The organism is Rhodococcus sp. PvP016, from assembly GCF_017832185.1.
Taxonomy (GTDB): Bacteria; Actinomycetota; Actinomycetes; order Mycobacteriales; family Mycobacteriaceae; genus Rhodococcoides.
Window position 1 is genome coordinate 1,144,050 of sequence record NZ_JAFIBH010000001.1, and the last position, 24,271, is coordinate 1,168,320.

The window sequence follows — 24,271 nt, forward strand, 5'->3', positions numbered from 1 at the left end:
CGCTCTGGTGACCCGGGTGCGAACACCGCACGATCGACGGCGTGACCGACCTCGACGCAGCACTCCTGGTGATCGTGCCCGACACCGCACTCTCCGATCGTGTCCGGCGCATCGCCGCCGCCGCGGGTCGGGAGTCGACGCACCTCGGCGCCCTGCCGGACCGTGCGCTGTGGCAGGCCTCGGACATTGTCGTGTTGGGAACGGCAGCCGCCGAACGAGCAGTGCGGGAACATCTTCCGAGGCATCCCGGTGTCGTCGTCGTGACCGACGGACCGGCGGACGTCGAGGCCTGGCAGAGCGCGTCGCGGCTCGGCACCTCCCGTGTGCTCGCGCTGCCGACGCAGGAGGCCGATCTCATGGGAGTGCTGTCCGCAGCTGCCCGCGTCCCCGTCGGTGGTGGGGTGGTGGTGACGGTGGTCGGCGGTTGCGGCGGCGCCGGTGCGTCGGTGTTCGCCGCGGCATCGGCTGTCGTCGCATCCCGGTCCGGTCGCACAGTGTTGATGGACGGGGACGCGGCGGGCGGTGGGATGGACCTCGTCACGGGGCTCGACGGAACGCCGGGCCTGCGCTGGCCGGAACTGGTGATCGACGGCGGAACCGTCACGGCGGACGCACTGCATCACGCGCTGCCCGGGCGCGGCGATCTCGCGGTGCTCTCGACCCGGCGCGAGCAGACGAACACCATCACGGCAGCGGCGTGGCGCGCGGTCGTCGACGCCGGTGTCACGGCCGGCGAGGTGGTCGTGTGCGACGTGCCGCGCGCGGGCCCGATTCACGAGATGTCGGTGGAGGCAGCGGATCTGGTGGTCGTACTGGTTCCTGCGACGGTGCGATCGGCCGCGGCAGCGCAGTGTCTCGCCCGGTCGATCACCTCGACGTCGGCCAACGTGGGAGTGGTGGTCCGCGGTCCCGCGCCGTCCGGACTGACGGCCGCGGAGGTGGCCGATGTGGTGGGTCTTCCACTGCTCGCCTCCGTACGCCCCGAGCGTCGACTCGCCGCGATGCTCGACGGGCGCGGACTGGTTCTCGGCCGTCGATCACCCCTGGCGCGAGCTGCCGGGGACGTCCTGGCGCTGCTCACCTCGGTGCCCACGACATGACGGGCTGGGTGTCGACGGACCTGCTCGATCGCGTCCGGGTGCGCCTCGTCGACGCCGACCGGGATCCGACGCCCGCCCTCATCGCGGAGGCGCTCCGGGCCGAGGCCGGCGGCGTGCTCGGTGACGCGGATCTGCTGCGCGCACTGCATCTCCTGGACACCGAGTTCCGCGGTGCCGGCGTGCTCGACGCCGTCCTGCGCGAGCCCGGCGTGACCGACGTGTTGGTCACCGGACCCGACGACGTGTGGGTGGACCGGGGCCAGGGTCTGCGGCGAGCCGGCGTCGGCTTCGGGGACGAGGCCGCGGTGCGCCGCCTCGCGCAACGCTTGGCACTGTCGGCCGGGCGGCGGCTCGACGATGCGCAGCCGTGGGTGGACGGTCGTCTGCCCGGCATCGATCCGGGATCGTTCGGAGTGCGCCTGCACGCCGTTCTCGCGCCGGTGGCGCAGGGCGGCACGTGCCTGTCGCTCCGCGTGCTTCGTCCTGCCACGCAGGGGCTCGCAGCTCTCGCAGCGACCGGGGCGTTCGCCGACGGCGCCGAGGACCTGTTGCGCCGCATCGTGTCCGGACGTCTGGCCTTCCTCGTGGTCGGTGGTACCGGAACCGGCAAGACGACGCTGCTGGCGGCACTCCTCGGCGAGGTGGACGCGGCCGAGCGCATCATCTGTGTCGAGGACGCCGCCGAACTGGCGCCCTCCCATCCCCACGTGGTGCGGCTCGTCGCCCGGCCCGCGAACGTGGAGGGAGTGGGCCAGGTGGGAGTGCGCGATCTGGTGCGTCAGGCCCTGCGCATGCGCCCCGATCGCATCGTGGTGGGCGAGGTCCGCGGTGCCGAGGTGGTGGACCTGCTCACCGCGCTCAACACCGGACACGACGGCGGCGCGGGCACTGTGCACGCCAACTCTCCCGACGAGGTACCCGCACGCCTCGAAGCGCTGGCGGCCCTCGGCGGTATGGACCGGGCGGCGCTGCACAGTCAGTTCGCCGCCGCGGTACAGGTGGTGCTGCACACTGCCCGCACACCGAACGGGCAGCGCGTGCTGTCGTCCATCGGCGTGCTCGAACGGGACGATCGCGGGCTGTGCACCGTGGTCGACGCCTGGTCGCGCACGCGAGCACGAGGTCCCGGACTCGATGCTCTCACCGCGATCCTGCGTCGGCGCGAGGGGGACGTGTGATGCTCGCGGCGGCCTGTCTCGCGGTGGCTCTGCTGGTGCTCCCGTGCACGGACGCGCGCCGGCGCCTCGGACCGGTGCGCCGCCGCTCGCTCGGGTCCGTGCGAGTGCCGGCGCCTGCCTGGATACCCGTGGCGGCGGGTGCGGCAGCGTTGGCCCTCGGTGCCGCGGTGGGGGCCGCGGTGGCCGTCGTGCTGGGAACCGTGGCCCTGCGGCGCGGCCGAGGCGCTGTGCGGGCGGACCGGCGGCGCGCGGGGGACACCCTGGCGGCGGCGCTCGAGACGGTGGTGGCCGAACTCCGTGTGGGAGCCCACCCGGCCACGGCCTGCCGCACCGCTGCGCGCGAGCACCCCGGACCGGTCGGCACCGTCTTCGCGGCGGCCGCGGCCCGTGCGGAACTGGGCGGCACGATGTCGGAGGCCGTGCGTTCCGGCGGACACGGGCCCGCGTGGGACCGGGTGGGTGCTGTGTGGCGCGTGGCCGAGGTGCACGGGCTGGGTCTCGCGGCTCTGCTCGACGCGGTGCGCTCCGATCTGCGTGATCGCGGACGCTCGGCCCGGCGCATCGAGGCGTCCATGGCCGGCCCGCGCGCCACGGCCATGGTTCTCGCTGCGCTCCCCGCGGTCGGCGTCCTGCTCGGCCAGGCCATGGGAGCGGCGCCCCTCGCGGTTCTCACCGGGGGCGGCGCCGGCGGCATCATGCTGGTCGTCGGAGTGGCCCTCGCCTGCGCCGGGCTGCTCTGGACCGACGTCATCGTCGCGAAGGTGGCACCGTGACGATCACTCTCGTCCTCCTCGCCGCAGCGGTGCTCGCGCTGCCGCCCGCCGTCGGTGTGCGCGCCCGGCTCCGGGTGCCCGGGTCGAACGGTTCCGCATCGGTGGGGGTGGCGCCGACCGATCACCACGCCACCGCGGGCGCGCTGGATCTGCTGTCCGCCTGTCTCCGCGGGGGACTCGACATCGGCAGCGCATCCTCGGCGGTGTCCTCCGTCGCGCCGGAACCCATGGCGTCGGCACTGCGCCGCGCTGCGCAGTTGCTCACTCTCGGAGCGGATCCCGATGCGGCATGGTCGGCACTGTCGGCGCATCCCGACACCGAGTCGGTGGCACGCGTCATCCTCCGGTCGGCGCGATCGGGAACCTCGATGGCCGACGCGACCGCCGAGGCTGCAGCCGATCTGCGCGTGCGGGCCGACGATGCCGCCGCTGCGGCCGGCGAACGCGCCGGAGTCATGGTGAGCGGACCGCTGGGGCTGTGCTTCCTGCCCGCGTTCGTCTGCCTCGGCATCGTGCCCGTGGTGATCGGGCTGGCCGGATCCGTCCTGAACGGCGGGGTGATGTGACCCCCGCCCGAGAACGCCGAGGAGGAACGTCCTCCTCGGAACACGAAGGGGGAGAACATGAACAGGGTGTTGAACGAGGTGGGCGCGCGGATACTGATGGTGATGCGGGAGGACGACGGGATGTCGACGGCCGAGTACGCCATCGGCACCATCGCGGCGGCGGCATTCGGTGCCGTGCTCTACACCGTGGTGACGGGCGACAGCATCGTGACTGCGCTGACGTCCATCATCGACAAGGCGCTGCAGACGCAGGTCTGACGGGTGATGCAGGGGCGGTGACGGTCGAAGCTGCGCTGGCGATCTCGTCGATCGTCGCCGTCCTGGTGCTGTGTCTCGGTGCGCTGGTCACGGTCACCGAGCACATCCGGTGCATCGACGCGGCGCGGGAGGGTGCCCGGCTCTCGGCGCTCGGAGACGAGAGCGCGGTGAGGTCGGCGACGGTGGTGGCGCCGCCCGGTGCGCGGGTGACGGTGTCGCGCATCGGCGATCTGGTGACGGTGCGGGTGGAGGCGTCGTCGCCGCTGCCCGGATTGACGGTGTCGGCGAGTGCAGTGGCGACGGCGGAACCGACGGATGGATGACCGCGGTTCGGCGACGGTGGTGGGAGCCTTCGTCACGGCGGCGCTGGTGGTGGTGACCGCGGCGGTGGTCTCGGTGGGTGCCGCCGTCTCGGCCCGTCATCAGGCGCAGTCGGCGGCGGACCTCGCCGCGCTGGCGGGTGCTGCGGCACTGACGTCGGGGTCCGAGGCGGGGTGCGCGGCGGCGACGGCGTCGGCAGCCCGGATGGACGCGGTGCTGGACGGATGCGCGGTGGAGGAGTGGGACGTGCAGGTCCGGGTGCGGGTGCGGATCGCGCTGCTGCGCTTCAGGGAGAGGGATGCGGTGGCCTCCGCGCGGGCGGGGCCGGTGGAGGAGTGATCGTGGACCAGCGACTCGGTATGTCGGTCAGCGCGACTCGGCGAGCCTGCGTACTTCCGGTGCGACGGGGCGGCCGGTCTTCGCGCTGGCGGCCACGGCGGCTCGTGCAGCTGCCCGCCTCACAGCGACACTGCGAATCGGAGGTTGCGGCTTCTCGTCACGTGCTTCTGTCGTCACCGTGAACGTCCTCCCCGTTGTCGCGTACTCCCGCTGCGCCCTGCTCTGCGATGACTTGGACCAGGTCCGAGTCGCTGCGTGTGACCAGTTTAGATCCGACGAGCGTTTCGAGCACCCTCCATCCCAACTCCGCTTCCACGTCGGAGTCGCTGAAGGTTCGCTCGCATGCCCATGTCGTTCGACGCCACCACTCGGAACGACGATCTGCCGAGTTCTTCTGCTGCCACGTGACGATCACACCGATCGTGGCGATCAGCCCGATGACGAGCGTGACCCATGCCTGTGCCGGCACCGATGCCCCCCCGTCGCTACCGAACGTCTCCGAAGTTCTTCCAGCGGCCGAACAGTAAATCAGCAGTCCGACACTCTTCGGCCGCAACTGGGGCCTCGGTGATCGTGGACTATCGACCCCGGATTCCGGGGCCTGGATTCCACGATCGCGCGAGCAGGAGCACGCCCATGCCGATGGTCCACACGTTCAGGGTGTCGAGTGCGAGCCGCTCGGTGACACCCGAGCCCAGTCCCCACTTCCCGGGGCTGAGGAAGGCGATGCCGCCCACCACGGCGAGGGCGCTGCAGGCGTAGGTGAATCGCGACGCCACTCGACCGACGGATCGTGCGACACAGAGCATTCCGGCGAGCTGCAGGCCGAAGTGCACCTGCGCCGCGACGGTGTGGGGGACCGGCGCGACATCCATCGGGAGGAACCCGACCGCGCACGTCGCGAGACCGGAGAGCGCCACGAGGATCCACCCCGTCCGGGCGACACCGGCGGAGGGGCGGACCAGGAGCGCCGCACCTGCTGCGGTGGCGCCGCCCACGGCCACGAACGTCGCGTTCATGACGACGTGATCGGGCGAGCAGTAGTCGGTGCACGTCGCCGCTCCGAGGGCGCTGATGACGTCGTCACGCCAGCTGTACGGGGTGGTCCAGGAGCGCGAGACGATCACCTGCATCGGCCAGTAGAGGACTGTGGCGATCCACAAGGAGGCGACGCTCCGACGCAGGGTCATGACACGACGGTAGACACCGGCGTCGTGACCGGCGCATCATGAGGTGAGTCACACGTGTGACGTGCGGTAACGCGCAACCGAGTTACAGCTTGCCGAGCATCGGGGGAATCGGGAATGTCGAGAGTGGCGGACGTCAAGGACGAGGCACGATCGCGGCTGCGGTGGTTCGCGGTGCACGGAGTGGTGCGCTTCTTCGCCGAACGCGGCATCAAGATCGGTGACCCGCAGGCCAAGCTCATCGCCGATCCGGTGACCCGCGCGAACCCCGGTGTCGTCTACCAGGAGATTCGTGACCGGGGAAAGATCGTCAAGGGTCGCGTCGCCTACCTCACCGTCGACCACGGGCTGATCTTCGACCTCCTGCGCTCGGACGACTACCGCACCGTCGTCGTGGGCGGCAATCTCCCGAAGCCGCTACGGGCGATCGAGCGCCGCACCCGCACCGCTGCACTGCACCCGCTGGCACCGCCGTCGCTGCTGTCGGTCGAGCCGCCCTCGCACACCCGCTACCGCAAGCTGGTGTCGTCGGTGTTCACCGCGCGCGCCGTCAACGCGATGCGCGACAACGTGCAACAGGTGGCCGACACGCTTCTCGACGAACTCGTGGCCGCGGGCGGCGGCACGGTCGACATCGTGTCGTCGTACTGCGCCAAGCTCCCGGTCGCCGTCATCGGCGACATCCTCGGCGTGCCGGAGGCGGACCGCGACAAGGTGCTCGAGTTCGGTGAACTCGCGGCGCCCAGTCTCGACGTCGGTCTGACGTGGTCGCAGTTCCGCGAGGTCGAGCAGGGTCTCGAGGGCTTCGATGGCTGGCTCGCCACCCACATCGCGGGACTGCGCGACAATCCGGGCGACGATCTGATGAGTCAGCTCATCGCGGCGTCCGAAGACGGGGTGTACCTGAACGACCGGGAACTCCGCGCCACCGCAGGCCTGGTGTTGGCGGCAGGGTTCGAGACGACGGTCAATCTGCTCGGCAGCGGCATCAATCTGCTGATGAACAACCCCGACCAGCTCGCGCGACTGCAGGACGATCCGTCACTGTGGGGAACGGCCGTCGACGAGATGCTGCGGCTCGAGTCGCCGGTGCAGATGACGGCGCGCGTGGCGAAGGGTTCCGTCACCCTCGAGGGCATGGACCTCGAGGCCGGCGATCTGGTGGTGTGCGTTCTCGCGGCCGGTAATCGGGATCCGCAGGTCTTCGACGACGCCGACACCTTCGACGTCGGTCGGTCCAACGCCAACAAGCATCTGTCGTTCTCGGGTGGGCGCCACTACTGCCTCGGCGCCGCACTCGCGCGCGCCGAGAGCGAGGTGGGACTGCGCACGCTGTTCGACCGCTTCCCGCATCTGTCGTCCGCCGGCACCGGCATCAAGCGGGACACCCGTGTGCTGCACGGGTTCCGCACGCTACCGGTGGCGCTCGGCGAACCGGCCACCGTGTCGGCCTAACCCTCCAGACAGGCGAGGACGGCATCGAGCACGCGCACGGCGCCGTCCTTGTCCAACGGATCGTTCCCGTTGCCGCACTTGGGTGACTGCACGCAGGACGGGCACCCCGAGACGCACTCGCACGACGCGATGGCCTCGCGGGTCGCGGAGAGCCAGGTGCCGATGACGGCGTGGCCGCGGTCGGCGAATCCGGCGCCGCCGTCGTATCCGTCGTAGACGAAGACCGTCGGCAGGCCGGTGTCGGCGTGCAGTGCCGTCGACACGCCGCCGATGTCCCAGCGGTCGCACGTCGCGACGAGGGGCAGCAGACCGATGGCCGCGTGCTCCGCCGCGTGGAGCGACCCGGGAACCCGTTCGGCGGTCACGCCGGCGGACTCGAGCAACTCCGGCGTGATCGTGTACATGACTGCGCGCGTGTGGAGTTCCTGCATCGGCATGTCGAGTTCCACGGAGTCGAGTATCTCGCCGGACGGCAGTCTGCGGAGGTACCCGACCACCTGGTGGCTCACCTGGACCTGCACCAGCGCGACGTCGACCTCACCGTACGACTGCTGTTCGTGCACGTCCTCGATGACGATGTCGGTGACCTCGCGCGCCGAGGTTGTCCACTCGGGTTCCTCGGGATGCACCACCGCGAGGCCGTCCTCGAAGTCGAGCGTGTCGACGACGAACGACTCACCCTGATGGATGTGGACGGCGCCCGGGTGGGTCGTCGAGGGCGCGCGGCCGGCGTCGACGGTACCGAGCATGCGGCCGGTGGAGCCGTCGACGATCGCGATCTGTGACCCGATGCCGCCCCGGATGTCCACCGCCGCATGGGGCGTCGCATCCGCGGTGATGTACCACCCGTGCGGCCGACGGCGGAGCAGACCCCTGTCAGCGAGGGACTGCGCGACGTCCTGAGCGCCGAGCTCGATGACCTCGTCGTCGGTCAGCGGGAGTTCCATGGCCGCGCAGAGCAGCTGCGGCCCCAGCACGTAGGGGTTGGTGGGATCGGTGACCGTCGCCTCGATGGGCTTGTCCAGCAACGCGGCCGGATGGTGCACGAGGTACGTGTCCAGCGGGTCGTCCCGGCCTACCAGGATCACCAGCGACCCCTGGCCGCGGCGACCGGAGCGACCGGCCTGCTGCCAGAACGACGCGACCGTTCCCGGGAAGCCGGCGACGACGACGGCGTCGAGCCCCGCGATGTCGACGCCGAGCTCGAGTGCGTTGGTGGTGGCCACGCCGAGCAGGGTGCCGTCGGACAGCGAGCGCTCGAGCTGGCGGCGGTCGTCGGCGAGGTATCCGGCCCGGTAGGCCGCGATGCGCTGCGGCAGATCGGGATCGACGTCCGCGAGCAGCCGCGCGGTGCTCAGTGCCGTCAGCTCCGCGCCGCGTCGGGAACGGACGAAGGTCAGGGTCCGGGCGCCCTCGACGACGAGGTCGGCCATGATGCGTGCGGCCTCGGAACCGGCGGCGCGCCGGATCGGCGCCCCGTTCTCACCAGTGACGTCCAGAAGTGGTGGCTCCCACAGGGCGACGGTCCGGGGACCGTGCGGAGATCCGTCCTCGGTGATCTCCTCGCACGGTGCACCGACCAGACGACTGGCCGCGGCCCCGGGATTCGACGCGGTGGCGCTGGCGAGAACGACGATGGGCGAGGCGCCGTAGCGCGCGGCGATGCGCCGGAGTCGTCGCAGGATCAGGGCGACGTTGGAGCCGAACACCCCGCGATACGAATGACATTCGTCGACGACGACGTACGCCAGATTGCGGAAGAAGTGCGCCCACCGCTGATGGCCCTTCAGCAGCGAGATGTGCAGCATGTCGGGATTGGTGAAGATCCACCGTGAGTTCGCCCGGGCCCACTGGCGCACCTCGAGGGGTGTGTCGCCGTCGTACGCACTCGGTGCGATGTCCGGGAAGCCCCGCGCGGCGAGCGAGTCCGTCATGTCCACCGCGGCTCGAAGCTGGTCTGCCCCCAGCGCCTTGGTGGGCGCGAGGTACAGCGCGGTGGCGCGCGGGTCGGTCGACAGACGGGACAGTACGGGCATCCGGTAGGCCAGCGACTTGCCCGACGCGGTGCCCGTCGAGACCACCACGTTGCGGCCCGACCACGCGAGCGATGCGGCCTCTGCCTGGTGGGTCCACGGCTGCGGGATCCCGCAGTCCTGGAAGACCTCGACGACGGCGGGCTCGAGCCACTGCGGCCATGCGGCGTACCGGGACTCACGTCCCGGCAGCTCCGCCGCGTGGGTCAGCGGAGACTCTCCCGGCGGCGTTCCGGCCAGCGCTCGTCCGAGCAGCATTGCGCCGAACGAGGAGGCCGGTGCGTCGGTCGTCGTGCTCACTGTCCCTCACTCCCTCGGTGCTCGTGTCGATCGTAGAAGAACGGGCGGACAGCGCCCGCGAGGATCTTTACGAAGTTGTTGTCTCGTCGACTGTCGCGCCGCCGTCCGACGTGGTTCACTGTTCTCGGTCGCAGCTTCTGTGTTCGTTTTCACGCTCGCAGGATCTAATGTTGCGGGCGCGGTGCGTGAAGCTCTGCCCACGGGGTGACTCTTGGGGGGGATCATCACAGCGGTCGGAACCGGCCCGATGGACTGTAAGTGCCGTTCATCGCATCCGGTGTTCAAGAAAAGGATAGACAAGCATGGCACAGGGAACTGTGAAGTGGTTCAACGCCGAAAAGGGCTTCGGCTTCATCGCACCCGAGGACGGCTCCGCTGACGTCTTCGTCCACTACTCCGAGATCCAGGGCAGCGGCTTCCGCACCCTCGAGGAGAACCAGCGCGTGGAGTTCGAGGTCGGACAGGGCACCAAGGGCCCCCAGGCCACGGGTGTCCGCGCCGTCTGATCTCGATCGGACAGTCTCTACCGACACGTCCCCCGTCGCCTCTCGAGGTGGCGGGGGACGTCTCGTTTCCGTGACACTGCGTCGCGGACACCACGCCGGCGGGGCGTTCGTGGCTTACTGTCGCGATCGTGAGCCAGTTGTCCTTCTTCTCCGCCGAGTCGACGCCGCCCGACGCGGCCGACCTCGCCGGGCTGCTGGCTGCGCAGGGTCAGCCCGTGATCGTGTCCGGGCGCACGCGCATCTCCGTCGTCGTCGACGCCACCTGGCGCGCCCACGCGGTGGCCGACCTCATCGAGTCGTGCGGCTTCGACGCCGAGATCACGACGACCGACGAGGGACGACCCCTGGTCCGGACCGAGCCGGTGCCCGAACTGGCGTCGCTCGCCGCGGAGTGGGTCCGGGGAGCGGTGAAGGCGGTGCCCGGAGGCTGGGTGCCGGGGCCGCGCGCCCTGCGGGCCTGGGTGGTGGCGGCGGGACGGCAGGAGGCCGGCGGGGCCAGGTTCGTCCTCGGACTCGATCCGCACGCACCCGACACGCACCCGGTACTCGCCCAGTCGCTGATGCGCGCAGGTGTGGCGCCGACTCTGGTGGGAACCCACGGAGGGTCGCCGGCACTCCGGATCACCGGTCGCCGACGGGTGACCAGGCTTCTCGAGAACATCGGCGAGCCGCCACCGGGCGCTCTCGCCGCGGGCGGGTGGCCCGTCCTCGTGTAGAGGAACAGGGGGACTCGGACAGGGGTCACCGACGGTCGATGGGCCGCGGTGTCACATGCGAGTTGCACGTGTGTGTCACTCTGTAGTGTGTCGGCTTCGAACGGTTCGGGGTATCGACGCAGGTGAACGGGTTCCCTCTTGCGGGGGCCAGGAAGGTTCGGCAGCAGGTGGCAGCAGGAGACAGCACGGGGAACTCGTCGTCCGGCGCGTCCGGGCTTCGGCGTCTCGTGATCGTCGAGTCACCCACCAAGGCCAAGAAGATCGCGCCCTATCTGGGCAAGAACTACGTGGTCGAGGCCTCGGTCGGGCACATCCGAGACCTCCCGCGTGGTGCTGCAGACGTCCCGGCCAAGTACAAGGGCGAGTCCTGGGCTCGTCTCGGTGTCGACGTGGATCACGACTTCGAGGCCCTCTACGTCGTCAGCCCGGAGAAGAAGAGCAAGGTCGCCGAGCTCAAGAGCCTGCTCAAGGACGCCGACGAGCTCTACCTCGCCACCGACCCCGACCGCGAGGGCGAGGCCATCGCGTGGCATCTCCTCGAGACACTCAAGCCGAAGATTCCGGTTCGACGGATGGTCTTCCACGAGATCACCGAACCGGCCATCCTCGCCGCAGCCGCCGACACGCGCGAACTGGACACCGACCTCGTAGATGCCCAGGAGACGCGCCGCATCCTCGACCGCCTGTACGGCTACGAGGTCTCGCCGGTGCTGTGGAAGAAGGTCATGCCGAAGCTGTCGGCGGGCCGTGTCCAGTCGGTGGCCACACGTGTCATCGTGCAGCGCGAACGTGAGCGCATGGCGTTCCGGTCGGCCGAGTACTGGGACATCTCGGCGCAGCTCGACGCCGGCGCCGAGGCGACGCCGCGGGCGTTCGGTGCGCGCCTGGTCAACGTCGACGGTTCGCGTGTCGCGTCGGGTCGCGACTTCGGTGCCGACGGCAAGCTGAAGTCCGAGGGCGTCACCGTCCTCGACGAGGCACGCGCACGCCGGTTGTCCGAGGCGCTGGACGGTGTCGATCTGACCGTCGCGTCGGTCGAGTCCAAGCCGTACACACGTCGTCCGTACCCGCCGTTCATGACCTCGACCCTGCAGCAGGAGGCGGGGCGCAAGCTCCGTATGTCCTCCGAGCGCACCATGCGTATCGCGCAGCGGTTGTACGAGAACGGCTACATCACCTACATGCGTACCGACTCGACGAACCTGTCGGCGTCGGCGATCGATGCCGCACGTCGCCAGGCCACCGAGCTGTACGGCCCCGAGTACGTGCACGACAGCCCGCGGCAGTACACCCGCAAGGTGAAGAACGCGCAGGAGGCGCACGAGGCCATCCGCCCCGCCGGTGACTCCTTCGCGACGCCGGGCCAGCTGCACAGCTCGCTGGACACCGACGAGTTCCGCCTCTACGAACTCATCTGGCAGCGCACGGTCGCATCGCAGATGGCGGATGCGCGCGGAACCACTCTGTCACTGCGTATCTCGGGCACCGCGGGTACCGGTGAGGAGTGCACCTTCGCCGCGTCGGGACGCACCATCACGTTCGCCGGCTTCCTCAAGGCCTACGTCGAGAGTGTCGACGATCAGGCCGGTGGACAGTCCGACGATGCCGAGTCCCGGTTGCCGGTTCTCGAGCAGGGACAGGCGGTCACCGCCACCGGTCTCGATCCCGACGGTCACACCACCAACCCGCCGGCCCGCTTCACCGAGGCGTCGCTCATCAAGACGCTCGAGGAACTCGGCATCGGTCGCCCCTCGACGTACTCGTCGATCATCAAGACGATTCTCGACCGCGGGTACGTCTACAAGCGCGGCAGCGCCCTGGTGCCGTCGTGGGTGGCGTTCTCCGTGATCGCGTTGCTGGAGGCGCACTTCGGCCGACTGGTCGACTTCGACTTCACCGCAGGCATGGAGGACGACCTCGACGCCATCGCCGGTGGCCGCGAACGACGTGGAGACTGGTTGTCCGCCTTCTACTTCGGCGGGGAGAACGGCACGGAGGGGTCGGTCGCACGGTCCGGCGGACTGAAGAAGATGGTCGGCCAGAACCTCGAGGACATCGACGCTCGCGTCATCAACTCGATCCACCTGTTCGACGACTCCGAGGGTCGCGACGTGCACGTCCGCGTCGGTCGCTACGGTCCGTACCTCGAACGGATGGTGCAGAACCCGGACGATCCCGACGGGGATCCGATCTCGCAGCGTGCGAACCTGCCCGACGACCTTCCGCCGGACGAGCTGACGCTCGAGTTCGCCGAGAAGCTTTTCGCGACTCCGCAGGAGGGGCGCAAGCTCGGTGTCGACCCGCTGTCGGGTCACGAGATCGTCGCCAAGGAAGGACGATTCGGGCCGTACGTCACCGAGATCATCCCCGAGGAGCCCGAGCCCACCCCGGACATCGTTCCGGTGGAACAGCATTCGTCCGACGGGGGCGGCGGCACCGCCGTGGCCACCAAGGCGGCGAAGAAGGCTCCCGCCAAGAAGGCCGCGAAGAAGGCGACCGCACCGAAGCCGCGAACGGGCTCGTTGCTCAAGTCGATGGACCTCGCGACGGTCACGCTGGACGACGCGCTGAAGCTGCTGTCGTTGCCGCGCGTGGTGGGCGTCGATCCCGAGAGCAAGGAAGAGATCACGGCGCAGAACGGGCGCTACGGTCCCTACCTCAAGAAGGGCACCGATTCCCGCTCGTTGGCCACCGAGGACCAGATCTTCACCGTCTCCCTCGAGGAGGCTCTGAAGATCTACTCCGAGCCCAAGCGTCGCGGACGTCAGGGTGCGGCCACGCCGCCGCTGCGCGAACTCGGTGTGGACACGGTCAGCGGTCAACCCATGGTGATCAAGGACGGCCGCTTCGGTCCGTACGTCACCGACGGTGAGGCCAACGCCAGCCTGCGCAAGGGTGACGAGGTGGGCACCATCACCGACGAGCGGGCCATGGAACTCCTCGCGGATCGCCGCGCTCGCGGGCCCGTGAAGAAGAAGGCCACCAAGAAGGCTCCGGCGAAGAAGGCTCCCGCGAAGAAGGCTCCCGCGAAGAAGGCGGCAGCAAAGAAGACGCCGGCCAAGAAGGCTCCCGCGAAGAAGGCGGCTGCCAAGAAGACCGCTGCGAAGAAGACTCCGCCCGCGGAGTCCTGAGGACCGCATCTGTCCGCGATTGCTCCTACCGTTCTCCTCACACACGAGGAGAGGGGCACATCATGGCGGGGACGTACACATCCGTGGGGCCGTCGGTCGACGTCACGGGCGAGAAGCTCGATCTGGTCACCATCCTGGCGGATCAGCGCGGGATGCTCGCGATCACGGCGCGGGGGATCTCCGACGAGCAGGCGCGCCGGCGCACGACAGTCAGTGAGTTCACGCTCGTCTCGCTGATCGCGCACGTCGCGTCGGTGATCCGCGGGAACGTGACCATGCTCGAGGAGCGCGACGAGAACTCGACCGTCGACTTCTCGGGATCGGGCGAGCCCGAGGCGCCCGAGTCGATCGAGCAGGTGCTGGCCGAACTCGACTCCGCCGGCCGCGCGCTGGAGCAGTGCATCGCCGCGCTCGGCAGCCTCGACGATCTGATTCCACAGCCCACCGCACCGTGGGCGCCGGAGCGCATCTGGTGGACCGCGCGGCGCGTACTGCTGCACCTGTTGCGCGAGATCGCCCACCACAGCGGGCACGCCGACATCATCCGCGAGGCTCTGGACGGGCAGTCGACGATGGGTGTGGTGGCGGGAGACATGGGGTTGGAGTTCTAGACGCGGGCCCCGCCGCACGGGGTGTGCACACAGGGTGCAGTAGGTGAACACCGGTTATAGCAGGCTGCAGGGGGTGTGCGCATCACGGAGAGGGTGTGTGCACCCGGTGCATCGGCCACAGGCGATGCGCGGTTGACCCGACCCCCGGAGCGGTACTCTCACTCTCGAACCACTGACCTACTTCGGGAGTACTGATGGCCGGCGGACTGGTAGCCCTGCTCGACGACGTGGCAGCACTTGCCAGGCTGGCGGCGGCGTCCATCGACGACGTCGGCGCCGCGACCGGCAAGGCGACGGCCAAGGCCGCCGGTGTGGTCATCGACGACACGGCCGTGACGCCGCAGTACGTGCGCGGTCTGGCCGCCGAACGCGAGCTGCCCATCGTGCGGCGCATCGCGATCGGGTCGCTCCGCAACAAGCTGCTGATCATCCTGCCGATCGCGCTGCTGCTCAGCCAGTTCCTGCCGTGGCTGCTGACGCCGATCCTCATGGTGGGCGGTGCCTACCTCAGTTACGAAGCGATGCACAAGATCTGGGGCGCCATCTCCGGACACGGCGCTCACGACCACGACGAGGACGGACCTCGCGACGAGGACACCGTCGTCGCCGGAGCCGTGCGCACCGACCTCATCCTCTCCGCGGAGATCATGGTCATCGCGCTCGACACCATCGCCGCCGAGGGTTTCTGGAGCCGGCTGATCATCCTGGCCGTCGTCGCGGTGGTGATCACCGTCCTCGTCTACGGCGTGGTGGGTCTCATCGTGAAGATGGACGACATCGGTCTCCGGTTGGCCGACACCTCGTCGGGCATCGCGCAGACCGTCGGGCGCGGACTGGTCAAGGGCATGCCCAAGGTCATGGCGGTGCTGTCCGTGGTGGGCACCGCGGCGATGCTGTGGGTCGGCGGCCACATCCTGCTCAACGGCATCGACGAGCTGGGCTTCCACCCGATCTACGAGTTCGTCCACCACATGGAGGACGCGGTCCACGACGTCGCCGGTATCGGGGGTGTGCTGGCGTGGATCGTCAACACGCTGGCATCCGCGCTGATCGGTCTCGTGGTCGGCTCCATCGTCGTGGCCATGATGACCGGAGTGTCCTCGCTGCTGGCCAAGCGTCGCGGTGGGGCTGTCGCACAGGAGCACTAAGCTTTCCTCCCATGGCGGGAGTGTTCGAACGGCTGGTCGGTCAGCACGAGGTGGTCGCCGAGCTGTCCGACGCCGCGGCGGCCGCGCGCGAGGGTGACATCGGTTCCCGCATGACGCACTCGTGGCTGTTCACCGGGCCTCCCGGGTCCGGCCGCTCCATCGCCGCTGTCTGCTTCGCGGCCGCGCTGCAGTGCACCGATCCGGACCTCATCGGGTGCGGCCACTGCCACGCCTGCACCACCACCATGCACGGCACCCACGGCGACGTGCGCCGCATCGTGCCGCAGGGCCTCAGCATCTCGGTCAAGGAGATGCGCGAGGTGGTGCAGATGGCAGCGCGTCGCCCCACCACGGGGACGTGGCAGATCGTGGTCATCGAGGACGCGGACAGGCTGGGTGAGCGCGCTTACAACGCGCTCCTCAAGGCGGTCGAGGAGCCGCCGGCCCGCACCATCTTCCTGCTCTGTGCACCGTCCGTGGATCCGGAGGACATCGCCGTCACCATCCGTTCGCGCTGCCGGCACGTGGCTCTGGTGACGCCCAAGCCCGAAGACATCGCGCGCGTGCTGCGGGAGAACGACGGCCTCGACGAGAAGACCGCCGCGTGGGCCGCCTCGGTGGGCGGCGGGCACGTGGGCCGCGCACGTCGCTTGGCGACGGATCCGGAGGCGCGCGAGCGACGGCAGCGGGCACTGGGCATCGCCAAGGCGGCGCTCCGCCCCGCCACCCAGTACGCGGTGGTCGAGGAGCTGGTGAAGGCAGCCGAGTCCGACGCGGTGCAGCTCAACGCCGACCGCGACGAGCGGGAGACCGACGAACTGCGGACGTCCCTGGGCGCCGGCGGCACCGGCAAGGGTGCAGCGGGCGCGCTGCGCGGATCCGCCGGCGTGCTCAAGGAACTGGAACAGCGGCAGAAGTCGAGGCGCACTCGTACCGGTCGTGACTCGCTGGACCGGGCGCTCATCGACCTCGCCGGGCTGTACCGCGACGCTCTCGCGCAGTCGTACGGTGCCGCGTCGACGATGACGCACCCCGACATGGAGGATCAGGCCCGCGGCCTCGCCTCGGTGTCGAGCCCCGAGTCGTTGCTGCAGTGCATCGAGGCGATCCTCCGGTGTCGCGAAGCGCTGGAGATGAACGTCAAGCCCAAGTTCGCGGTCGACGCGATGGTCGCCACACTGGGCTCGGCGGCACGCTGACCCCCGTTTTGGGTTCGGGCGGGGGGACCGGTTAAACTTGCGAAGGCTCCTCAGGGAGCCACGCCGCCTTAGCTCAGTCGGTAGAGCATTTCACTCGTAATGAAAAGGTCAAGAGTTCGATTCTCTTAGGCGGCTCCACCCAGCTTTGACCAGCGGTTATGCAACTTGCATAGCCGCTGTTGTCGTTAGAATTGCGCCCGATGCGCCGTTCTCGGTCACTCACAGCTCACTCGTCTCGTGCGTCCGACCTGCGGATACGGCGTGGATTGGAAGCCCATGACCGGGCGCAACGCCGACTCCGTCCCGGGGTCTGATCCGGGGCGTCGGGTTTCGGTGCCGCGACCGCTTCGGGCCCCGCTTCGCGTGCAACGGCCCGCCCGCCCGCGCGACCGGTGACGCGCGGTTTACGTCGTCGGCTCCCGCAGACTCACGTCGAGGCCTGTGATGGTGGTGTCGACGACGAAACGGTAATAGTCCCAACGCATTCGGGTGGCGGTCTCGCCGCCTCGGCGAAGGGGCGGATGAAGGTCTAGCCAAACGCGCGGACCTCCGCGGAGGCAGTGGGTATCTGAGCGAACTCGGCCATCATCGTGGCGTGATCACGATGGCCGTCACCCTCGTGCTGAAGTCGATCGTCGCCTATCGATACCGTCATCATGGCGTTGTTGAGGAGCGCCGCACAGGCGAAATCCGCACGGCCTGCGAAGCCCGCGCGGTGCAGAACGGTCATACCAGCCTCGAGGACGGGCATTGCCGCGGGAAGCGTCGGGCCGTGCATGAGCATCCACTTCGCCGAGCCCGGATACTCCGCAGCGAGGGGTCCGGCCGAGCCCAGAAGCGCGCGGAACCACTCCTGCCACGGCAACCCCGCGTCGGGCGGCTCGATCCTCCCGAGCATCCGCTCCACGACCCGGCGGTACAGGAGATCCTTCCCCCCGACGTGGTGATAGATCACCGAGGCGGCAACGCAGAGCCGCGCGGCAAGGTCACGGAGCGACCAGCTCATCAGATGCGACTCACGGGTCAACTCGACCGCAGCGCCGATGACCACCTCCGGACTCGTCCCCACATGGAATCTTGCCGGGTCCGTCGTCGTCACTGTGCCTCCCGTCAGTTGTCGACACGTCATCAGAACGCTGTTCAACGTAGTATGTGATAATCGTTTTCATTAAGTTGATGGAAGGGGTGCGATGAGCGTGGCGCGGAGTGACGTTGTGGCGGAGGAAGGTTCGATCTTCGCGCCGGTGCGGGGCAATCTTGCGGGGGTCATTGCTCTGACTGTGCTGAGCGCGGCCGGCAGCGTGATCCCGTTCATCGCCATCGTCGAGCTCGCTCGCACGTTGCTCCCGTCGATGGACGGAGCACCTGTCGACGCGGGTCGGATCTGGGCGATCGTCGCGGTTGCAGTGATCGCGCTGATCGTGAGCTTCGGCGCAGCCTTCCTGTCCGGCTTGGTCGGTCACTTCGCAGACGCCACGCTGCAGCACTCGCTGCGCCGGAGGATCGTCGGCCACCTCCAACGCCTGCCGCTGGGCTGGTTCGATCAGCGCAGCTCCGGGGCAGCGCGCAAGCTCGTGGAGAACGACGTCGTCGCGTTGCACCAGTTGGTCGCGCACTCGATCCAGGATGTCCTGACCGCGATCATGGTGCCCCTCATCAGCCTGGCCTATCTCTTCATCGTGAACTGGCGGATGGCACTCGCTGCGCTGGTGCCGCTCGTGCTGATCTTCCTCCTCTACCCGCTGTTGATGCGGGGCGCGGATGAGAAGTACCAGCAGTACGACGCGGCGACACATGCCCTGTCCAACGCGACAGTGGAGTTCGTGCAAGGCATCACCGTCGTCAAGCGCTTCGGGCAGACCGGACGCAGCCATCGCCGCTATCGAGACGCGACCGCGGAATACTCGAAGTTCGTCGGCGAGTGGACCCGCGAAACGGCTGTGCTGTTCACGATCATCGAACTGCTCGCCTCGCCGATCGTCGTTCTCGCCTGGTTGCTGACCGCCGCGATGTGGTTGGTCGCGAGTGGCGGGGCAGCTCCGGTCGATGTGCTCCCCGGTATCCTCCTCGGGCTCGGGCTCACCGCGCCGCTGATGAAGCTCGGGGCCTCGGGCCAGTTCCTGCGCACCGCAGGCAAGGCCCGGCAGTCTCTCGCTGCGTTCTTCGCTCTTCCTCCCACCGCCCAGCCGGATGTTCCGCAGACACCGAAGGTCCACTCTGTCGGCTTCCGCGATGCGTCCTTCAGCTACGACGGCGAGCACCGTGTGCTTCACGAGGTCACCCTGTCCTGCGCCCCGGGTACCGTGACCGCCCTCGTCGGCACCTCGGGCTCGGGGAAGTCGACGCTGGCAAAGCTCGTTCCCCGGTTCTACGACGTCGACGCTGGTGCGGTCGAGATCGGCGGAGTGGACGTGCGCCAGATCGCGTCCGGAAAGCTGTATCAGCAGGTCGGTTTCGTGTTCCAGGACGTTCAGCTGCTACGTGCGAGCCTGCGAGACAACATCCGGCTGACTCGGCCCGACGCGACAGACGCCGAGGTCGAGAACGCGGCCCGCGCCGCCCAGATCCACGAGCGCATTCTGCGCTTCGATCGTGGCTACGACGCCGTGATCGGCGACGACGCGAACCTCTCCGGCGGTGAGGCCCAGCGGGTCACGATCGCCCGCGCGCTACTGGCCGATGCTCCTGTCCTCGTGCTCGACGAGGCGACCGCGTTCGCCGATCCGGACTCGGAAGCGGCGATCCAACAGGCGCTTTCCACCCTCGCGGCAGACCGCACTGTGCTCGTGATCGCCCATCGACTGCACACGATCGTCGCAGCGGATCAGATCCTCGTGCTCGACGGCGGCCGCATCATCGAGCGAGGCACGCATCCCGAGCTCGTCGCGAGCGGGGGCCGGTTCGCAAAGATGTGGGCCGACTACCAGGCCAACCATGCCCGCTCTCTCCCGGAAGGAACAGGAGCATGATGATCCGCCGCCTGCTCCACTACTGCTCGCCCCGCGCGCGCCGACTGGTGATCGTGGAGCTCAGCCTCGTTGTGGTCGCCGCGGTGCTGCAAGGCATCGCGTTCCTCTTGCTCGTCCCCCTGTTGCGGTCGCTGTTCATCGGTGACCTCGACACGTCCCGGGGGTGGCTGATCGCCGTCGGCGGGACCGCCGCAGGCTATGTCGCCGCTTCGTGGTTCGCATCCCAGATCGGGATGAAAGCATCGACCGTAGTACTCGACTCGCTGCTGGAGCGGCTCGGTGACAGCGTTGTGTCGCTGCCGGTGTCGTGGTTCTCCACCGACCGGACCGGACTGATCACGGGCGTAGCGACGCAGGGCGCGATGTTCGTCTCGACGATGCCCTATGCCATCCTGCGGCAGATCCTCGCCGGGTTCATCGCTCCCGGCACCGTCCTGCTCGGCATGTACTTCTTCGACTGGCGACTCGCCCTGACGATGACAGTGATGGTGCCGATCATCGCGATCGGCTACCGCTGGCTCAGCCGAGCCATCGGCCGCGGCGACAAGGCACACTCGGTCGCGGTCGCAGAAGCCTCCAACCGGGTCGTCGAGTTCGCCCGCGCCCAGCCCACCCTCCGCACCGCCGGCCACGATTCGATCGCCGATCGGCTCGTCGAGCAGGCTCTGCAAGACCAGCACGACCAGTACCGAGGTGTGGTGATCACCGGGGGCTCGGCCATCGCTGTGTTCGCGGGACTCGTCCAACTCTCGATCACGGCGCTCCTGGTCGTCGGCGCGGTCCTCGCCACCGGCGGCACCGTCGACATCGCGACCCTGATCGCACTGCTCGTGCTCGGGGTGCGGTTCAACGAGCCCATCGTCGCCGCGGGCGACCTCGGTGGCGGCGTCGCCGTGGCGAAAACCACGATCGATCAGCTCGACGAGCTCGCGGCCGTCCCCAGACTGCCCGAGCCGGAGCATCCGGCGACGCCCGCCGACTTCGGCATCGAATTCCAGGGAGTCACCTTCAGCTACAACGGCGCCCCGGTGCTCCGGGAGCTGTCCTTCACTGCCCCCACCGGCGCGATGACCGCTGTCGTCGGCCCCTCCGGATCGGGCAAGACGACGATCACCAAACTCATCGCCCGCTTCTACGACCCCGACGCCGGCACAGTGTTCATCGGCGGTGTCCCCGTGCCCGAGTTGGGCACGGACGTGATCGAACGTGCCGTGGCCCCCGTCTTCCAGGACGTCTACCTGTTCGACGACACCATCCTGAACAACATCTGGATCGGCGGCCCAGACCTGCCCCGCGACGAGGTCATCTCCGCCGCCACCCGTGCCCGCGTCGACGAGATCGTCGAACGCCTCCCCGGCGGATGGGACGCGCGCGTCGGTGAAGGCGGCTCGAATCTCTCCGGCGGAGAACGGCAGCGCATCTCCATCGCCCGAGCTCTCCTCAAAGACGCACCCGTCGTGCTGCTCGACGAGGCCACCAGCGCGCTCGACATCGGCAACGAGATCGCCATCGGCCAGGCCATCGACTCGATCCGCACAGGCCGCACCCTCATCGTCGTGGCCCACCGGCTGCAGACCATCATGACCGCCGACCGAATCATCATGCTCGACGGCGAAGGCGGCATCCGCGAATCCGGCAGCCACGCGGAACTGCTCGCCGCGGGAGGCGCCTACGCCCGGTACTGGCGCGAACGCGTCGACGCCACCGGCTGGCAGCTGACCCGGCACGACTGAATCGCCCGAATCCCGAGCGGGCGTCACGGTCGTCAATGCCGAGCTACCTGCGGGATCTGGAGGATGGGCCGAGCGGGACGCTGCTCCTGGACGGCATGTGCTCCCGCCTGGCAGGACGCCTGGTGCTCGACCTCGGGCGCGTCGCCTTCGCGGCCGGAGAGGTCACCGCGGTCCGCGGCATCAACGGCGCCGGCACATCCACCATCCGGCGGTCGTGAACTCGAGGTCTGCAATCGTCCGGTACGAACGGGCTCTACGAGACCGAGTGCATCCGCCGACTCGATGAGCGCGTTGCCGTAGGCGATCTCCTCGAGTGCCGATCTCTCGGTCGAGTCACTGACGTGTACTGGCTGACCGAATCCGAAATATGTGCCAGCTCAACATTTGTCGCTGGCCTGCCTCCTCATCAGCGGTGCCACGACGCCATTCGCAGCGGCACTGTCACCAGCTACGCCGACTTCGAGGTCGAGGCGTGCCGGGCGGCGATCCGCCGGGAGAAGACGTCGATGATGAACACCCTCCCGGCGTCATCCGCCGGCGCCCGGCGTCGATGCGCCACAACGCATCACGCAGCGCGTCGACGACCACCGCGTCGGAGATCGTTCGCAGCGCCGGCGAGCGCCCTGGGGTCGGAGATCTGTGCATCTGCGTTGTCACGTGCCCAACGGCGAGGAATCGCAGCGCACTCGTGGTCATGTCCACTTCTCAGCGGGCATTGTTAACGCCGGATGTCGGTGGTGTAAGGACTTTCGACTGAGTGCCTCTCTGCGTTGACCAGGCCTTTCCTCCGTTGTTGAATACTGCTTCAACAACGATTCGAGTTGTTGCATGCCGGTGCTTCACGGGCATGGGTGACATACACGAGAGGGGTTCCATGCCGGGCCATCTATTGTCCGGGCCCGTTGCTGTCGTCGCTTCGGAATCGGCTGCGTCCGCGGATCCGATCGACGGCGCGTGCGATGTGACCGACGAGATCATTCGAGATCCCGATATCGGGACAGTCATGGGCTTGTGGGCTCGGAAGGGCCTGTGGGTCGGCGGTGAGCCCGAGGGTGGTGACGAGGACGTCCGGTGGTTGCAAGGCCCCTCGCGGTTCGTCGACCTTCGTCGTCCGGTGCAGCGCCCCGATTTCGAGGGTGTCGAGTGCTGGAACGATCTGCAGCCGGAGCATCGTCGCTGGATCGCCACCCAGGACGGCTTCGCGGGAACGCTGCAACGCACTGGCAATCATTTCCGGTGGAATCGATACGTCGAGTTGCACCCGTCGAGTCGAATCGATGAAGGAGTGATGAGCGGGGACGCAAGCACTCTCGTGGAAACCGGGCTCGGCGCGGACTTCACCGAGCACTGGCAGCGAACGTACTCGTCGCCCGAGCACTGCGGAGCAATCGAACTTCACGACGGGGGCGTCGCTCGCGCTGTGCTGGTCCGTTGCGGCTCCTTGTTCGGATGGGCGAAGTCGGACCCGAACGCGGTCCATGGCCTCGAGATCGCACTCGGTGTGGTGCACGAGGGAAATTGGATCGTCGAAGTCTCGTCGCTCCCGTACCGCGAGGGCGCCCACCTCGCTCCCGTCGTGCGTCCGGGCATCGTGCGGCTGCTCGACGCAGACGCTTGCGGCACTGAATCGGCACATCACTGGAACATCACTTATTCGGAAGGAAACCTGGACCTGTGACCACTATTTCGGCATTTACGTCGGTGCCTGTGATCGACATCAGCGGTTTGCGATCGATCGACTCCGAGGAGCGCGCGCAAGTGGTCGACGCTTTGCGGACGGCCGCTCGCGACGTCGGCTTCTTCTATATCGGCGGTACCGGATTGGATCGGACGCTGTTCGAGGACCTGCTCGACATGTCCAAGCGGTTCTTTGCCCTGCCCACCGACGAGAAGATGCGCTACTACATCGGTTTGTCGAAGAATCACCGTGGCTATGTGCCCACCGGCGAAGAAGGTTTCGACAACGGTGCGGCACCTGATCTCAAAGAAGCTTTCGACACCGCTCTGGAAGTACCGGCCGATGATCCTGATCATCTCGGGGGTAACCCTCTGCTGGGGCCGAACGTCTGGCCGGAGATCGACGGATTCGCGGAGGTGGTCTCGTCCTACTATCGGGCCATCGATCGACTGGGACGTGAGCTTCTGAGCGCTTTCGCGATCGGCTTGGGCCAGGATCCCGACACGTTCAGTCGTCATGCGACCAAGCCGGTGAGTCAGTTGCGCATGATTCACTACTGGCCCGACGACAATGCCGTGGACGCAGTCGGCATCGGAGCGCACACGGACATGGAATGCTTCACCCTCCTCAAGCCCACCGCCCCGGGGTTGGAGGTCATGAACGGGGCAGGTGAGTGGATCGACGTTCCGCCGATCCCAGACACGCTCGTCGTGAACATCGGCGACATGCTCGAACTGTGGACGAACGGGCAGTTCGTCGCCACGACGCATCGGGTTCGGAAAGTCACAGACGAGCGGTATTCATTCCCGTTCTTCTTCGCACTCGATTACGACACAGTGGTGGAACCGTTGCCCGAGTTCGCCGACGGCGGCAACCACGAAAAAGTGGTGTTCGGTGATCACCTCTACTCCATGACCATGCAGAGCTTCCACTACCTTCGGGAGCGCCGCCGGCGCGGTGAGATCGAGCTGCCCTCAGGAAGCTACGAACTCGATCCGGACAACCCCGTTCCCCTGTTCGGGCAAGGCGCACGACACACGGAGACCGCAGGAGTGCCGTCGTGACAACGT

23 protein-coding genes and 1 tRNA gene are annotated in these 24,271 nt (G+C 68.3%); 20 read left to right on the plus strand and 4 right to left on the minus strand.

Annotated elements, in window-relative coordinates; translation table 11 throughout:
- Window positions 1-41: 41 nt before the first annotated feature.
- The 7 genes from ssd to JOE30_RS05320 are packed head-to-tail and all read left to right on the plus strand — an operon-like array spanning window position 42 to window position 4,535.
- Window positions 42-1,100 carry a septum site-determining protein Ssd gene (gene ssd, locus JOE30_RS05290; RefSeq protein ID WP_204869669.1) on the plus strand — a complete coding sequence of 353 codons (1,059 nt, stop codon included), beginning with the start codon at window positions 42-44 and terminating at the stop codon, window positions 1,098-1,100.
- Window positions 1,097-2,278, plus strand: coding sequence for a TadA family conjugal transfer-associated ATPase (locus JOE30_RS05295; RefSeq protein WP_204869670.1), 1,182 nt, complete (start codon window positions 1,097-1,099; stop codon window positions 2,276-2,278). The genes ssd and JOE30_RS05295 overlap by 4 nt, the downstream gene beginning before the upstream one ends.
- Window positions 2,278-3,051: a type II secretion system F family protein gene (locus JOE30_RS05300; protein ID WP_204870802.1), complete on the plus strand. Its 774-nt coding sequence runs from the start codon at window positions 2,278-2,280 to the stop codon at window positions 3,049-3,051. The genes JOE30_RS05295 and JOE30_RS05300 overlap by 1 nt, the downstream gene beginning before the upstream one ends.
- Complete coding sequence (locus JOE30_RS05305) at window positions 3,048-3,617, plus strand: type II secretion system F family protein (protein WP_307806072.1); 570 nt, start codon at window positions 3,048-3,050, stop codon at window positions 3,615-3,617. Before JOE30_RS05300 ends, JOE30_RS05305 begins: the two co-directional genes overlap by 4 nt.
- A 57-nt stretch (window positions 3,618-3,674) precedes the next feature.
- Window positions 3,675-3,875 carry a DUF4244 domain-containing protein gene (locus JOE30_RS05310; RefSeq protein ID WP_204869671.1) on the plus strand — a complete coding sequence of 67 codons (201 nt, stop codon included), beginning with the start codon at window positions 3,675-3,677 and terminating at the stop codon, window positions 3,873-3,875.
- Window positions 3,876-3,892: 17 nt separating this feature from the next.
- Complete coding sequence (locus tag JOE30_RS05315; protein ID WP_204869672.1) at window positions 3,893-4,198, plus strand: TadE family type IV pilus minor pilin; 306 nt, start codon at window positions 3,893-3,895, stop codon at window positions 4,196-4,198.
- Complete coding sequence (locus tag JOE30_RS05320; RefSeq protein ID WP_204869673.1) at window positions 4,191-4,535, plus strand: Rv3654c family TadE-like protein; 345 nt, start codon at window positions 4,191-4,193, stop codon at window positions 4,533-4,535. Before JOE30_RS05315 ends, JOE30_RS05320 begins: the two co-directional genes overlap by 8 nt.
- Before the next feature lie 157 nt (window positions 4,536-4,692).
- Here the strand turns inward: JOE30_RS05320 and JOE30_RS05325 are convergent, their stop codons facing one another.
- Window positions 4,693-5,004 (minus strand): hypothetical protein, encoded by a 312-nt coding sequence (locus JOE30_RS05325; protein WP_307806073.1) that lies wholly within the window; start codon window positions 5,002-5,004, stop codon window positions 4,693-4,695.
- A 109-nt stretch (window positions 5,005-5,113) separates the two neighbouring features.
- Window positions 5,114-5,725 (minus strand): DUF998 domain-containing protein, encoded by a 612-nt coding sequence (locus JOE30_RS05330; protein WP_204869674.1) that lies wholly within the window; start codon window positions 5,723-5,725, stop codon window positions 5,114-5,116.
- A gap of 114 nt (window positions 5,726-5,839) precedes the next feature.
- Here JOE30_RS05330 and JOE30_RS05335 point away from each other — a divergent pair, with 114 nt between their 5' ends.
- On the plus strand, window positions 5,840-7,177 hold the full coding sequence (locus JOE30_RS05335; RefSeq protein ID WP_204869675.1) for a cytochrome P450: 1,338 nt from the start codon (window positions 5,840-5,842) through the stop codon (window positions 7,175-7,177).
- Here the strand turns inward: JOE30_RS05335 and JOE30_RS05340 are convergent.
- Entirely contained in the window at window positions 7,174-9,468 is a 2,295-nt protein-coding gene (locus tag JOE30_RS05340) for a DEAD/DEAH box helicase (protein WP_204870804.1), read from the minus strand. The two genes, JOE30_RS05335 and JOE30_RS05340, sit on opposite strands and share 4 nt — an antisense overlap.
- 344 nt (window positions 9,469-9,812) lie before the next feature.
- Between JOE30_RS05340 and JOE30_RS05345 the strand changes: the two genes are divergently transcribed.
- The 7 genes from JOE30_RS05345 to JOE30_RS05375 all read left to right on the plus strand — a co-directional run bounded on the left by JOE30_RS05345 (window position 9,813) and on the right by JOE30_RS05375 (window position 16,959).
- Window positions 9,813-10,016, plus strand: coding sequence for a cold-shock protein (locus tag JOE30_RS05345; RefSeq protein ID WP_005248460.1), 204 nt, complete (start codon window positions 9,813-9,815; stop codon window positions 10,014-10,016).
- A gap of 128 nt (window positions 10,017-10,144) precedes the next feature.
- Window positions 10,145-10,732 (plus strand): hypothetical protein, encoded by a 588-nt coding sequence (locus tag JOE30_RS05350; protein ID WP_204869676.1) that lies wholly within the window; start codon window positions 10,145-10,147, stop codon window positions 10,730-10,732.
- A 167-nt stretch (window positions 10,733-10,899) separates the two neighbouring features.
- Window positions 10,900-13,863 (plus strand): type I DNA topoisomerase, encoded by a 2,964-nt coding sequence (gene topA, locus JOE30_RS05355; protein ID WP_204869677.1) that lies wholly within the window; start codon window positions 10,900-10,902, stop codon window positions 13,861-13,863.
- 62 nt (window positions 13,864-13,925) lie between these two features.
- Window positions 13,926-14,474 carry a DUF664 domain-containing protein gene (locus tag JOE30_RS05360; protein ID WP_204869678.1) on the plus strand — a complete coding sequence of 183 codons (549 nt, stop codon included), beginning with the start codon at window positions 13,926-13,928 and terminating at the stop codon, window positions 14,472-14,474.
- 194 nt (window positions 14,475-14,668) lie between these two features.
- Window positions 14,669-15,622 (plus strand): DUF808 domain-containing protein, encoded by a 954-nt coding sequence (locus tag JOE30_RS05365; RefSeq protein ID WP_204869679.1) that lies wholly within the window; start codon window positions 14,669-14,671, stop codon window positions 15,620-15,622.
- 11 nt (window positions 15,623-15,633) lie between these two features.
- A complete protein-coding gene (locus JOE30_RS05370; protein ID WP_204869680.1) occupies window positions 15,634-16,821 on the plus strand; it encodes a DNA polymerase III subunit delta' in 1,188 nt (395 codons plus the stop codon).
- A gap of 62 nt (window positions 16,822-16,883) precedes the next feature.
- A tRNA-Thr gene (locus tag JOE30_RS05375) sits at window positions 16,884-16,959 on the plus strand.
- A 391-nt stretch (window positions 16,960-17,350) separates the two neighbouring features.
- Here the strand turns inward: JOE30_RS05375 and JOE30_RS05380 are convergent.
- Window positions 17,351-17,920, minus strand: a complete 570-nt coding sequence (locus JOE30_RS05380; protein WP_204869681.1) for a TetR/AcrR family transcriptional regulator — start codon at window positions 17,918-17,920, stop codon at window positions 17,351-17,353.
- Between the two features lie 115 nt (window positions 17,921-18,035).
- On the opposite strand from JOE30_RS05380, the gene JOE30_RS05385 reads away from it, so the two are divergent.
- From JOE30_RS05385 to JOE30_RS05405, 5 genes are all read left to right on the plus strand, one after another.
- Entirely contained in the window at window positions 18,036-19,790 is a 1,755-nt protein-coding gene (locus tag JOE30_RS05385; protein WP_307806074.1) for an ABC transporter ATP-binding protein, read from the plus strand.
- Entirely contained in the window at window positions 19,787-21,523 is a 1,737-nt protein-coding gene (locus JOE30_RS05390; protein WP_239532491.1) for an ABC transporter ATP-binding protein, read from the plus strand. Before JOE30_RS05385 ends, JOE30_RS05390 begins: the two co-directional genes overlap by 4 nt.
- Before the next feature lie 35 nt (window positions 21,524-21,558).
- Window positions 21,559-21,741: a hypothetical protein gene (locus tag JOE30_RS05395; RefSeq protein ID WP_204869683.1), complete on the plus strand. Its 183-nt coding sequence runs from the start codon at window positions 21,559-21,561 to the stop codon at window positions 21,739-21,741.
- Window positions 21,742-22,280: 539 nt separating this feature from the next.
- Entirely contained in the window at window positions 22,281-23,201 is a 921-nt protein-coding gene (locus JOE30_RS05400) for a hypothetical protein (RefSeq protein WP_204869684.1), read from the plus strand.
- On the plus strand, window positions 23,198-24,265 hold the full coding sequence (locus JOE30_RS05405) for an isopenicillin N synthase family oxygenase (RefSeq protein WP_204869685.1): 1,068 nt from the start codon (window positions 23,198-23,200) through the stop codon (window positions 24,263-24,265). The genes JOE30_RS05400 and JOE30_RS05405 overlap by 4 nt, the downstream gene beginning before the upstream one ends.
- Window positions 24,266-24,271: the final 6 nt, after the last annotated feature.